The organism is Flavobacterium aquidurense (genome assembly GCF_001404985.1).
GTDB lineage: Bacteria > Bacteroidota > Bacteroidia > Flavobacteriales > Flavobacteriaceae > Flavobacterium > Flavobacterium aquidurense_B.
In genome coordinates this window covers 262,781-276,343 of the sequence record NZ_JRLF01000007.1, presented here as the reverse complement: position 1 = coordinate 276,343, position 13,563 = coordinate 262,781, and the positions used below count along the sequence as shown (strand labels likewise).

The following is a 13,563-nucleotide window of genomic DNA, read 5'->3' as shown; positions in this document are numbered from 1 at the left end:
TAGACTGCACCCAAAAGTTTAGACAAATTAATAATTAAGTTTTATAATAATGAGCTCGATATTGTATCGGGCTCATTCCTTTTAGATTAAGTTTAATTCTGTCATTATTATAATAATTTATATACTCAATAATCTCTTGTTTCAATTGATTAATGGAAGTGTATTTTTTAAGATAAAACAACTCTGATTTTAATATTCCAAAGAAGTTTTCAATTATCGCATTATCAAGACAATTACCTTTTCTGGACATGCTCTGCATAATTCCTTTTTTCTTTAATAAATACTGATATTGTGCCATTTGATACTGCCATCCTTGGTCAGAATGCAGAGTCAGATTAGTGTTATCGGGTATTTTTTTAAATGCTTTTTCAAGCATATTTAAAACTTGACTAAACACTGGTCTTTGCGATAATTCATAGCTAATTATCTCTCCATTAAACAGATCGATTATCGACGATAGATACAATTTATTGCCAGAAATATTAAATTCAGTCACATCGGTTGCCCATTTCTGGTTAGGTATATCGGCCTTAAAATTGCGCTGTAGCAGGTTAGGAGCTATCTTTCCGTGCTCTCCTTTATACGATCTGTACTTCTTGATTCTGATTAAACTTTTTAATCCTAAAAATTTCATCAATCGAAGTACTGTTTTGTGATTAATTAAAATCCCCTCTTTTTTGAGTAATAGAGTAATACGTCTGTATCCTAATCTACCCTTATGATAATTGTAAATCTGTTTAATTAAATCTTTTATCTCTTGATATTTATCGATTACCTGACCTTTCTTTTCATAGTAATAATACGTACTTCTAACCATGTTCATACAATTTAGTAAAAGATCTAAATCATACTTATGCCTTAATTCTATTATGGTTTGAGCTTTTTGTTTTGATTGGCTTGCTCGGCTTGAACTAAGGCGTTGAACTTTTTTAGAATTTCGTTCTCAGCGCGCAGGTACTCTAACTCCTTTAAGAGTTCCTCTTCCCTGGTTAAAGGTTTGTCTGTTTTTCGTTGCTTTCTCTTAAAATTCATAACTGCTGGTCTACCACGTGATTTAAGTTCTAAACCTGCCAAATCATCTTTTGCATATTTTCTTTGCCAGCTTATTATGGTTGACTGCGCTGGAATTTTGAAAATCAAGCAGGCTTCATCCAAAGATAAAGACTTATTTTCAATGGTTTGTATCACTTTTAATTTAAAGTCTGCAGTATAAACTTTATTTTTTTGCCTTGGTAAAAGACCTTCAATTCCAAATTCATTATAGCGGCTAATCCAGCATGTAAGGTTGCTTTCGGCTATGTTGTTTGCTCTAGCTGTGCCTTTAACCGAGTTATGTCTTTTTATAACTTCTTCTACACAACGAAGTTTAAATTCACAATTGTACTTGACTTTTCTTTCCATAAAAATGCCCCCAAATAGTGTCTAACTTTTTGGGGGCAGTTCAAAACAAGTCTCTTTTTAATTTATAGTAGGATGATCAAATGCTATTTATATTTAGAATATTTTCTGAATATTCGAGTTTATCTTTTTCAGTTTGCCATAAACAAACGTTATATTTTGCAATCCTGACAAAAATACAACTTTTCTTACAATTAATAAAATCTAATCTGTAAATTTGAAACATCTAAAATGCCACTAGCTTTTTCTGTTTTTTAAATCCGGAATTTTCTCTGTCAAATTTTTCCAATATCGTTTTGGCATATGCTGCATATGAAGTTTCATATTTTTTCTGGATTCAATATTTACGCTTTTAAAGAAACAACGCCAAAGATTCTGAAAAAACTCTTCTTGTTCATCGCATATTTCGGCTAAAAACTTAGAAGAATTAGATTCAGCATTAAATTGCAATTCTATTGTTGAAACATTTTCAAGATCATAATAAATACCATATTTACGTTTTGAATCATAAATTAACCAACGTTGGTCTGCATAACGTTTTTTAAAATGGTTTTCGATAATGGGCAAAACATTACAATCCGGCTCAACAATGGCATAATACAATTTGTCCTTAGTGAGTTTAAATCGCACAAAAGCTTCCATTCGATGTGCTTCTCTTCTGGTCATTCTTGTTGCTTTTCTAAGATCCCAAACTGTGCTGTTGCTAAAATCTTCTTCAATGTTTTTTGAACTTGCTAATGCATATTTAGCAAATTGAAACATGATTTGTTCGATATCATCCATATCAGAAAAAAAAGCTTTATAAAAATCTGAGAATCCTCCTGCCGAAAGACGTTTTTTTAATCCCATTAAAACCCTATTTGCTTTTTCTATATCTGTCCTTACATTATGATGTGTTGAAAAAAGCAAAGCTGCAGAAGCTTCATTTTTGGCAAAAACAACATCTTCAAATTTATATTCATAAATTTCAAATACAGCTGTAAGCCAGCCTTCATAAGTTCCGTCGTAGATTAACTGTATCATCTCAATTAAAATAAAGCAAGCTGATTAGAGAAATCATTTTTATACTTACTGTTTTGGAGATTTAAAATTTGGTCTTTGATTTGAATCGAAGTTAAATCCCGCTGCATTTGAAACGGTGTTGCAAATGCCAGAAAATATTTGGCGCGCGTATAAGCAATTCCTAATTTTTTTAAATCGTCAGGAAAGAGTTTTTTAAATTGTCTGGCTGCAACAATCTTTTTAGCGCTTAAATATCCTATTCCGGGAATGCGTTTTATAAGCTCTAAATCGGCGGTATTAATATCAACCGGAAATTGATTAAGGTTACGCAACGCCCAACCCAATTTTGGGTCAATATCAAGATCAAGATTAGGCTGGTTGAAACCAACAATTTCATTTACATTAAATCCGTAAAAACGAACTAACCAATCTGCCTGATATAAGCGGTTTTCGCGTATTATAGGAACCGGAGTTCCAATAACCGGAAGTCTGCGGTCATAACTAATAGGCACATATCCGGAATAGTAAACCCGTTTCATATTCATCTTTTGATAAAAATAATCGGCCATGCCCAGAATTTCAAGATCGCTTTCTTTTGTTGCGCCAATAACCATTTGCGTACTTTGCCCTGCAGGAGCAAAAACAGGAACTTTGTAATTTAACTTTTTTTCTTCCTTATGACCAACGATTTCATTTTTTAGATATTCCATTGGTTTAATTACATCAATATGATTTTTATCGGGCGCCAGCAATTTAAGACTTTGCTCTGTTGGCATTTCGACATTAACGCTTAAACGATCAGCGTACATTCCGGCTTGCTGAAGCAATTCATCACTTGCGCCCGGAATGGCTTTAAGATGTATATAACCATTAAAGTTTTCTTCTAATCTCAATTTCTTGGCGATCCTGACCAAACGCTCCATCGTATAATCCGGATTATCAAAAATACCAGAACTTAGAAATAAACCTTCGATATAATTTCTTCTGTAAAAACCAATAGTCAGGTCTACAACTTCCTGCACTGTGAAAGCAGCGCGTTTTACATCATTACTTTTCCGGCTTACGCAATAGGCGCAGTCAAAAATGCAATGATTGGTTAATAAAATTTTTAGTAATGACACACAACGTCCGTCTTCTGTGTAAGCATGACAAATGCCGTATCCTTTTGCATCACCAAGTCCTTTATCTTTATTTTCTCTCTTGCTTCCGCTTGACGAACACGAGACATCATATTTTGCAGCATCAGCCAATATAGCCAACTTCTCCATCACTCTTTCATGTACCATTTTGAGCTTTTTTAGTGGTTAAAAAACTAAATTTGTTTAGCTCCAAAACTACTCTTTTAAGACACAAAAATCCTGAATTTGATTGTTCTAAATTGTATCAAATTTCATCAAAGCAATCTTAAGTGATTCACAATAAGAATATTATTTTTAACACATAGTTCGGATTGGTTTATTTAAAAAAGGCATTTCACTTATTAAAACAAACATAGCTATCTCTGGATATAAAATTATGTTGCTATAGACATGAATATTTTAAAGTCCAATTTTTCCTTCTGCCCAATAGGGTTGTGTATATATTTTTTTGTTGGGAACACCTTTTTCTTTCAGGACTTTTCTAAATGCCTGAATTGATTTTGCGTTTCCCATCAGGTAAAAATATCCGTGTTGCCATAAATCCCAAATTTTACTGTCTAATTTGTTCAGGATATCTATTGCGAACTCGGCTTTATTAATTGACTTGGGCACGATGTCAACAGAAAATCCTAATTTATCCGGAACTTTCATAGAAACCGGATCTAATTCTAAAATGCCTAAATAATTGTTGTCATTATAATCTATTTCATCTTTTAAGCTCTTAAAAACACTAATACAGGTTTCATCTCCATAAAAAAACTGATATTTTTCTTCTTTTTTTAAAACCTCAAAACCTCTGGGCATTCCAACAGTTACCTGATCATTTATTTTTAGATTTTCTACAAATTGACTTCCGGGTCCATTTTTATGAATATGAAAGATAACTTCAAAAGTTCCTTCTTTACTATTCCATTTACTTGGAGTATAATTGCGATAATTTGTATCGTCGACCCTGATAATTACGGCTTGACCTATTTTAAAATTTACATGTGGAAAATGACCTTTGAACCTGATCATTTTTATATTTTCACTCAACATCTGAGTCGCTTCAACTTTTACTTTGCAAATTTTACTGCTAAAGGCAAGTTCCATAAAATCACCTATAATTTTGGGCATAGAATTCATAATGGTATGTTTTAATTTCAAGTCAAAATTGAGATTAAAACACAAAGAAAAGGTTGCAGAAGAAATAGGGATGATTGGACTATTCGCGGAATTTTAACCGAAAGTTTAATGGGGTTTCGCCGGTAATTTTTTTAAATAATCTCGAAAAATAAGTATGGTCTTCAAATCCCAGAATAAAAGCAATTTCTTTTACATCATTTTCTGTGTAATACAGTAATCTTTGCGCTTCGATAATCATTGCATTTTGAAGCCAATAAGTAACTGATTTTCCTGTTGAAATATTGACACAATAATTTAAATGCGAAGTGGTAATATTTAGCTTTTTAGCAAAAAACGACGGACTCTCTAAAAATGTAGCATCAGAAATTAATTGTTTGAAATTAGAATATATCAGCATCGATTGATTTTTAAGTTCTAATGCTGTGTGGTTTGATTCTGAATATATATTTACAAAACTATAAACCAAAGCATTAAAAATTCCATTGACAATTGCTGTTTTGTGTGAAGTGTTATTTTGAAAAGAACGATGCAATAACGCAACGGTTTGCAAAAGGTCTTTTTTTTGAGATTTATCAATTTTGCTAGTCTGATCTGCAATTTTCAGGTTTTGAAAAACAGCTTCGCAATTATTTGGCACTAAAAACGGAGCTGCGCTAATATAATATCCAACTGCGTCCGGTGAAACAAATTGTGGTGCATGAACCTGAAATGGCTTTATAAGTACAATACTTTGTGCGCTAATTTTTAGATCGGTCATATCACATTTCATGATGACTTTTCCTTTTGTTAAAACAAAAAATATATAAAAATCATCGCGATGTGTTCCTAATTTATTTATGGTTTCTGAATCTGTTCCCAATACAGATAATTCAGCGATATAAATACCTCCAACTGCATCTGAACTCTGATTGTAAATAGGAATTTTCAAATTGTTTTTTTGTTTTATGAATCTTGTGTAACTTTTTAGAAACGATGAGGTTGTACAAACTTAGAAAATTAATCCTAAATTAACAGGTAACAAACAATGTTACTTAAAATACAAAATCCCTTTAATCATAAACTGATCAAAGGGATTTTATTTTATTTTTAAAAATTTAAAGAACTTAAAAAGTCACAAATTTAACTCCTAAACTAAACCATCTTGAAGGCAGCGGCACTGCTCCTACTTCATAATAAGTAGTATTGAAAATGTTTTGTGCATCGACATATACGGTTACTTTTTTGATTGATTGACTTACTCTAAAATCATTAATCCAATAAGATGGTCCGGAAACTCTCTGGTTAAATCGTGTTGCAAATAAAGCGGTAAAGTTTTTATGCTGAAAATCTATTGTATTGGTAATTTGATGTTCTAAAGACGAAACCAAATATTTTGCATAAACAACCTGCATTACATCCTGAAATTTAAAATCCAGATACGAATATGCCAGATTGATATTTAACTTAGAATCGTTTGAGAAATTCACTCTATAGTTGGTACGTAAATTAAAACCGTTCGTATTCAGGTTTCCGTAATTGTTACTTTGCCAGGGTTCAGTAGTTGCATTTCGGGTCCAATCGATAAAATTGCTGATCTTTCTAAAAAAATAATTGGCATTGAAAGTAAAATCTCTTTTGATGTATTTAAAACCTAATTCGCTCTGAAAAGCATTTTCGGTTTCTAAATTAGGATTCCCAATATTTCCCGGGCGCTGATTAAGATACAAATCCGTAAACGAAGGAATACGCTGGCTCGTTCCTATGTTTCCTATAATCTTAAAAGCATCTGTTATGGCATAACTGGCATCAAGAGCCGGATAAGCCTGCCATTTATAATCTGAGTTATAATTAAGATAAGTTCCAAAATTTACATCCAGTTTTTCTATAAAAGTGGTTCTGTATTGCAGATAAACCCCGAAGTTTTCGCGATCATGATCTCCAATGTTAGACGAAGTAATATCTTCGCTGCGAACTTCTGCGCCAAAACCCAGTTCTCCGCTTTCCATTTTATACGTCGTATTTACTTCTGCCGCAAGAGAATTGGTGTAATGCTGGCTTCTCCCCACTTTTAGATTCGAAATTCCGTAGTAACGGTAATCATCATAATTATATCTGTAGCTTAATCTTGGCATTAATGTCCATTTTTCAGACAATTTATGTTTGGATTGCAAAGATGCAAATGTAGTTTGTACAACCTCGCTTGAATTTTTATCTCCCGGAGCGGCATAAAATCCGTTCGCTCCAAATCCGTTATTGATGTAACCAAAAGAAGTTAAAATTTCATTGGTATTATTCAACTGATAATTCCCCTGATAAAATATTTTATTATTTTCGAAAGCCGTATTGTATCTGTATCCGTTGCTTTTATCGTGCGAAGCAAAAAGTGAGTGCTGTTGTTTCTCTCTGCTTAAAACTCCACCCGCCTGAATTCCGGTACCGTAAAATGTATCACCAGTATTTTGGGTGTCTTTTTCGAAGTTAGAACCTGCGTACGAATTAATCAAAATTCCGGATTGTTCCGGTTTTTTGGTAATAATATTAATCGCTCCTGTTAAACTATTAATTCCGTAAGTAAGCGCTGCCGGTCCGCGAATGATTTCGATTCTCTCGATTACCTCAACCGGAATAGGCAGATTAAGCATATTATGTGCGGTTTGTGAGTCAATTATTTTGGTTCCGTTCAAGAGTACAACCGTTTGTTCGAAACTACCTCCATCTATACTTACATCAGCCTGACTCCCAAAAGGACCTCTTTGCCTTAGATCTACACCATTTGCATATTGTAAAATTTCCTGAATAGAACGTCCGGGTAATTTTGCAATTGCAGCTTTGTCAATTACATATACATTTCTGTTTTTCTTAGCTATAGGTGTGCTAAACCTATTTTCATGAATAATTACTTCATCAATATTAATCGTGTCTTTTTGCACCTGAGCTTGTAAACCAAGACTTAATAAAGTCAGTATCGCAAAATAAAGTTTTGTCATTGTTTTAATTTTTTTGCAAAAGTAGTATCTTGCCGTACTACTAATGTATACCAGTTTTGTAAAAATGGATAGTCCGGTTCAAATTCCTTTTAAAAGTTTTATTCAGCTAAAGCCTGAAGATACAACGGCTCTATACCTGCAAATCGTTTTTGAGTTTATCAAAGCGATACAGATAGGGTTACTTCCGGAAGGCACAAAACTTCCTGGTACCCGCATATTATGCAAATTATTAGAGGTTAATAGAAATACGCTTATCAAAGCATTTCAGGATCTGGAATTACAAGGTTGGATCGAGATTTTACCCAATAAGGGAACTTTTATCCTATCTGAAAAACAACAAAAAAACAAAGCCGAATTTTCGTCTGATGATACTATAGTTCTCTCAAAAGCAAATACAGGTTTTACTTTTAAACATTCTACAATTCTTGAAAACCCAAAAGAAACAAGTGATTTACCTTATCAGTTTAATGATGGTTTGCCGGATTTGCGATTGGTACAAAGCGACGTTTTGGCGAGATTGTATGTTTCTAAACTAAAAAATCAAAAAACGACGAAGACCTGGGAACAAATTCAGGCCCAATCTCACTTAAATTTTAAAACCCAGTTTTCTAATTTTCTAAATGTAACGAGAGGAATTAGGATTTCAACATCAAATTTACTCACTACAAGCAGTCATGAAATTAGCTTATACCTGGTTACAAAATTACTGATTTCGCCAGGCGATAAAGTAGTTGTGGCTTCTCCGGGATATTATATTTCTAATATGACATTATCTGATAGTGGAGCACAAATAATGACAATTCCGGTGGACAAAAACGGAATAAATACAGAACATTTAAAACAAATTTGCGAACAACATTCTATCAGAATCTTGTATCTTACTTCAAATTATCATTATCCAACCACCACTTCTTTAAGTGCAAAAAGACGAATGGAAGTTCTGGAACTGGCAAATCGATACGGATTTGTCATTATAGAAGATGATTATGATTATGATTTTCATTACGACAATAATCCGGTATTACCTCTGGCGGCTTTAGACTCGAACGAAAGAGTGGTTTATATTGGATCGTTTGGAAGATCTTTGCCGGCAGGTTTTGGATATGGTTTTATTGCTGCAACATCAGCCTTTATAAAAGAACTCGAAAAACATCAAAACATTCTCGAACCCGGAATAGATGTAATCAAAGAACAAGTTTTAACAGATTGGATTAAGGAAGGTGAAGTGCACAGGCTTTCGAAAAAAAACAAGAAAATCTACAAAGAGCGCAGGGATTATTTTGTTACGCTGCTAAAAGAAAATTTAAACGGAAGAATTAAATTTAATGTTCCTGTTCGCGGTTTGGCAATTTGGGTAGAATGGCTCGATAACTTCAATTTGATAAAGCTGCAAAAACAATGTGCTGCAAAAGGATTATTTTTGCCAAAAACTATTTTATACCAAACCAAAAATCTTACCGCAACACGTTTAGGTTTTGGACATCTGGACCAAAAAGAAATGGAAAATGCAATAACAATTTTGCGCCAGTCTCTTGAGGCTATTTTATAAAAGCAATTCTCAATTTTTTTAAACATACATTTCTAAATTAAATCTTTGTGCTGAATATTTTTCACGCAGGTTTAGCACATCTGACAGATTTTTTATAATCTCGTTAATCTTTTAATCTGTGATTTGGTTTAAAACATTTAAAATAAAAACATAACATGGAAATAGAGCAAATTCTTGACCTGATATATCCTCTTCCGGAAACTTCTAAACTCATGCTTAAAAATTGTGTGACTGAAGTAAGTTATCCTAAAGGGCATATTTTATTGCGGGCTGACAAAGTCGAAACTAATATTTATTTTATCAGAAAAGGAATTGCACGAGCCTATTCTAACAGAGACGATAATGAAGTTACTTTTTGGTTTGGCAAAGAAGGAGATACTGTTTTATCGATGAAAAGTTATGTTGCCAATCAAAAGGGATATGAAGACATAGAACTTCTGGAAGACAGTAATTTATATGAATTGAAAACCAAAAAACTTCAAAAATTATTTAAGGAAGATATTCATATTGCTAATTGGGGAAGAAAATTTGCCGAGAACGAACTCGTAAAAACTGAAGAACGGCTGATCTCACATCAGTTTCGTACTGCAACTGAACGCTATAAAGAACTTCTTAGGCATTATCCGCATTTAATTCAGCGTGTTCAACTGGGATATATCGCGTCATATTTAGGTATTTCGCAAGTAAGTTTGAGTAGGATTCGGGCTGAAATAAAATAACTTTCATTTTTTAACAAATGTAAAATTCCCTGCCATTTCATTTTCTAACCTTTGCAAAAAAAAGATATGAATTGGATTATTTTAATTATTGCCGGCTTATTTGAAGTTGGTTTTACTTTATGTTTAGGCAAGGCCAAAGAAACAACCGGAAACGAAATGTATATGTGGTATACCGGTTTTTTAATTTCACTTGTTGTTAGTATGGGCCTTTTAATGAAGGCAACGCAAACTTTACCAATAGGTACAGCTTATGCGGTCTGGACGGGTATTGGAGCTGTAGGAACGGTTCTTATCGGGATTTTAATATTTAAAGATCCTGCTAATTTTTGGCGTATCTTTTTTATTACGACTCTTATTGGATCTATTATTGGGCTTAAAGCAGTATCTCATTAATTTAAATTCTATCATCTATAAACTGATTTTTTTCTAAGAGCTTATCTGGCTTTTCAGGTTATTAAAATATCCATTGTTTTCAAAATCAGGTATTTCTACGTAGTGTTATAAATGTTAAAAAAACGATTTTTGTATTGAAATGTGAAAAACCGTAAACTATTCTCATAAAATGATTTTAAATTAGCAAGACATTTATTCTTATTTCATAAAAAACTATTATACCTAATAAACCTGAAAAGCAAAAACCATGAAAAATCTTTGGTGTTGGCGTTGTAAAATGGAAGTTCCTATGCTTGATGAAGAGGAATATAAAATAGCATCTAAACTTTATCGCAGAGGTTTTGAAACAGGCAAATGTAATATGACACGAAAGATACGTTTTAAAGAGCTTCTTGATTATTATAAAGAATTAACCGGTTTTGAAATAACGAATCCAAATGCGATCATGCATCACCGAATCGACTTATATGGTTCTGCGTGTGAGAATTGTTCTAAACCTTATCGAACTTCTAAAGCTTCTTTTTGTGCCGCATGCGGACATAAAAGAGAATCGGCACTAATAAACTATACCGAAACCTTACAAGAAGCAGCACCAAAATGGTGGCAAAAATTTTGGGTTTTAGACAGCGTAGATTAATATCTACAAACGGAGTAATTGTTTATTGAAGTTACATGCTCCCAACAAATCAGAATTAAACAGATCATACTTTATTTTAAAAATCCATTTTTAGTTTTACTAAAGGTGGATTTTTTATTTTAAGCCTTTTTCACTGTCAAAAATGCGTTAAAAAACTTTTTGAATAGCAGTTTTTCGACAATAAAAAATACTTTTGTGAGAAAGGAAAAACAAAGACTATCAGCAACCACAAAACATAATGGTATGGATTACGAAAAATTCATCTTCTGCCTCGAAGGTGTTCCAGACGTAGACGACGACAGAACAACTCTAGTGGTTAAAAACTTAGAAGAAATCGCTATTGATCAAGGTATTGCCAGTATTTATAAAACCTGTGATACTATCGAAGGCCTGGAAGAAAGTTTGAATGTGTTGCTTTATGAAGATCATAATTTTAAGGATTATGAGATCATTTATTTGGTTATGCCAGGCGAAGCCAATACTATTTGCCTTCATGATTACTACTACAGCCTTGAAGAAATAGCAGAACTTTTTGAAGGAAAAATGAAAGGAAAGATTATTCATTTTGCCAATCTCAAAGTGCTGGACCTAAATGATGAAGAAGCGCAATATTTTTTGGATATAACCGGAGCACGTGCCATTTCAGGATATGGATCTACATATAATAAAATTGCAAGCTGCAGTACAATCGATAAAGCTTTTTTTAGCCTTTATCAGGATAATGACGACATTACAGAAGTGGTCGAAGAATTGTATCAAAAACATTACGCTTTGTGCAAATTGCTCGATTTTAGATTGTATTATTAATTCATGAAAAGTAAAACAATCGAAAAAGTAAAAACCTACGAAGCAAAAGGATTCAGGGATAAATTTTTGGGAGAAGATAATCCGATGCAGTTGCTTTTTAAGTCTAACTCTGATCATTTTTTTTGTTTGAAAATGCAGGAAATGATGCGATTGCAATATCCGGTTCCGCCTTCTAAACACAGTTGTCATACTTTGATTTTTATAGCATCCGGCAGTCATGTAATGAAAGTAGGATATGAAGAATATCAAACTGTTTCTAATGAAATTATCATGGTTCCCGCAGGTCAGGTTTTTTCAATAGAAAATGTGAATAGTATTCATACAGGTTATATTTGCCAGTTTCATCCTGATATCTTAATTGGAAAGTATGGCAACCGCGAAATGCTTAATGATTTTGATTTTTTAAAAATATCCGGAAATCCAAAAATTAGTCTGACTGTAAATGTTGTAGAATCTATTACTTTAATTTTAAATCGTTTGCAACAGGAATACAAAGAAACTGATATTGCCAACTTAAATATTGTACAGGCTTACCTAATCGCTTTGTTTCATGAAATCAATAAAAACACGACTAAAACTGTTAAAAGTGTTTCTGCCGCAGAAGTCCTGACAAGCAAGTTCAAAGAATTGATTCATCAAAATATCAAGTCACATCATCAGGTAAATTACTATGCTTCGTTACTTAATGTATCTCCTAATCATCTTAATAAATCCATAAAAAAGGTGACGAACAAAACTGCAGCCACATGGATTGACGAAACCATTTTATTAGAGGCTAAATATTTACTCTTTCAAACTTCACTTTCTGTAAGCGAAATTGCTATGCAGGTTGGGCATGAAGATCATTCTTATTTTAGTCGGTTTTTTAAAAAACATGAAAGAATTAGTCCTGTTCAATATCGAAAATTGATTGATAAGTCCTAATTATTGCTTACAAAATCCTATTAACTCAAAAAGCATTTATTGAAATTTGCAGTGTAAAAAAAGCAAATTATGATTTATGTTTTTAAAACTTCCGTGGATACAGATTCAAAATTAGAGTTAGCAAATACGCTGCTTCAGGAATTATTACCAAACGCTTTATGGAATTTTGATCTTGAAGATTGTGATAATATTTTAAGAATTGACAGCGAAAACGAAATAAACGAAACGGCACTAAAAAATGAAGTTTTTGATTGTATCGAATTAGAATAAACGGCCTTTTAAAACATTTCTTTAAACCTCAACTTACTATTTATGGATACAGTATTACACCAAAACAAAACCTTTGACACTATTGATTACTCGGATCAAAAATTATCTGACAACGAATTTGTAAACTGTGAGTTTATCAATTGTACCTTCTCTAAAAGTGATTTTAGCTATATTGATTTTTTAGATTGCACGTTTAAAAACTGCAACCTCTCTCTTTCCGTCCTTAAAAATACAGGATTAAAAAATATCAAATTTGTAGGTTGCAAATTAATGGGACTTGATTTCAGTGCCAGCAATAGTTTTTTATTTTCGATGTCTTTTCAGGATTGCCTTCTGGATTATTCGACTTTTATTTATAAAAAATTAAAGAAAACAAACTTCATAGATTGTTCGCTAAAGGATGTCGATTTCTCAAATACTGATTTATCTCATTCTGTTTTTAAAAATTGTGACCTTGCCAATGCTACTTTTCAGGATTGTATTCTGGAGAAAACAGATTTTCGCTCTTCTAGAAATTATGTTTTTGATCCATCAGAAAATAAGATTAAAAGAACCAAAGTATCTCATGCTGCACTTGCGGGATTATTAGAAAAATTTGATTTGGATATTGAATAGATTTAAGAAAAGTTTTCAG

At 32.6% G+C, this 13,563-nt stretch carries 14 protein-coding genes; 8 read left to right on the top strand and 6 right to left on the bottom strand.

Features of this window, described 5'->3' with window-relative positions; genetic code table 11:
• Positions 1-34: 34 nt before the first annotated feature.
• The 6 genes from RC62_RS23250 to RC62_RS05545 all read right to left on the bottom strand — a co-directional run bounded on the left by RC62_RS23250 (position 35) and on the right by RC62_RS05545 (position 7,630).
• A protein-coding gene (locus tag RC62_RS23250; protein WP_410501010.1) for an IS3 family transposase occupies positions 35-1,401 on the bottom strand; the annotation gives its coding sequence in 2 pieces (ribosomal slippage) (positions 35-933 and positions 933-1,401; 1,368 coding nt in all).
• A gap of 234 nt (positions 1,402-1,635) precedes the next feature.
• Positions 1,636-2,421, bottom strand: a complete 786-nt coding sequence (locus RC62_RS05565; RefSeq protein WP_055093407.1) for a TIGR03915 family putative DNA repair protein — start codon at positions 2,419-2,421, stop codon at positions 1,636-1,638.
• A gap of 5 nt (positions 2,422-2,426) precedes the next feature.
• The gene (locus tag RC62_RS05560) at positions 2,427-3,686 is read right to left on the bottom strand and encodes a putative DNA modification/repair radical SAM protein (protein ID WP_055093405.1); all 1,260 of its coding nucleotides are present in this window, start codon (positions 3,684-3,686) and stop codon (positions 2,427-2,429) included.
• Positions 3,687-3,938: 252 nt separating this feature from the next.
• Positions 3,939-4,664 carry an FAD-binding oxidoreductase gene (locus RC62_RS05555; protein WP_055093403.1) on the bottom strand — a complete coding sequence of 242 codons (726 nt, stop codon included), beginning with the start codon at positions 4,662-4,664 and terminating at the stop codon, positions 3,939-3,941.
• Positions 4,665-4,743: 79 nt separating this feature from the next.
• Positions 4,744-5,592: an AraC family transcriptional regulator gene (locus RC62_RS05550; RefSeq protein WP_055093401.1), complete on the bottom strand. Its 849-nt coding sequence runs from the start codon at positions 5,590-5,592 to the stop codon at positions 4,744-4,746.
• A gap of 175 nt (positions 5,593-5,767) precedes the next feature.
• The gene (locus tag RC62_RS05545) at positions 5,768-7,630 is read right to left on the bottom strand and encodes a TonB-dependent receptor plug domain-containing protein (protein WP_055093400.1); all 1,863 of its coding nucleotides are present in this window, start codon (positions 7,628-7,630) and stop codon (positions 5,768-5,770) included.
• Between the two features lie 43 nt (positions 7,631-7,673).
• Here RC62_RS05545 and RC62_RS05540 point away from each other — a divergent pair, with 43 nt between their 5' ends.
• The 8 genes from RC62_RS05540 to RC62_RS05505 all read left to right on the top strand — a co-directional run bounded on the left by RC62_RS05540 (position 7,674) and on the right by RC62_RS05505 (position 13,544).
• Positions 7,674-9,179: a PLP-dependent aminotransferase family protein gene (locus RC62_RS05540; protein WP_245176790.1), complete on the top strand. Its 1,506-nt coding sequence runs from the start codon at positions 7,674-7,676 to the stop codon at positions 9,177-9,179.
• A 155-nt stretch (positions 9,180-9,334) separates the two neighbouring features.
• Positions 9,335-9,898, top strand: coding sequence for a Crp/Fnr family transcriptional regulator (locus RC62_RS05535; RefSeq protein WP_055093398.1), 564 nt, complete (start codon positions 9,335-9,337; stop codon positions 9,896-9,898).
• Positions 9,899-9,964: 66 nt separating this feature from the next.
• Complete coding sequence (locus RC62_RS05530; RefSeq protein WP_055093396.1) at positions 9,965-10,291, top strand: DMT family transporter; 327 nt, start codon at positions 9,965-9,967, stop codon at positions 10,289-10,291.
• A 277-nt stretch (positions 10,292-10,568) separates the two neighbouring features.
• Entirely contained in the window at positions 10,569-10,928 is a 360-nt protein-coding gene (locus RC62_RS05525; RefSeq protein WP_209435094.1) for a hypothetical protein, read from the top strand.
• 243 nt (positions 10,929-11,171) lie between these two features.
• A complete protein-coding gene (locus RC62_RS05520) occupies positions 11,172-11,735 on the top strand; it encodes a DUF6642 family protein (protein ID WP_055093426.1) in 564 nt (187 codons plus the stop codon).
• A 3-nt stretch (positions 11,736-11,738) separates the two neighbouring features.
• Positions 11,739-12,659, top strand: a complete 921-nt coding sequence (locus RC62_RS05515) for a helix-turn-helix domain-containing protein (RefSeq protein WP_082421226.1) — start codon at positions 11,739-11,741, stop codon at positions 12,657-12,659.
• Between the two features lie 93 nt (positions 12,660-12,752).
• Positions 12,753-12,929, top strand: a complete 177-nt coding sequence (locus RC62_RS05510; protein ID WP_245176789.1) for a hypothetical protein — start codon at positions 12,753-12,755, stop codon at positions 12,927-12,929.
• A 42-nt stretch (positions 12,930-12,971) separates the two neighbouring features.
• A complete protein-coding gene (locus RC62_RS05505) occupies positions 12,972-13,544 on the top strand; it encodes a pentapeptide repeat-containing protein (protein WP_055093392.1) in 573 nt (190 codons plus the stop codon).
• The last annotated feature ends 19 nt before the right edge of the window (positions 13,545-13,563 follow it).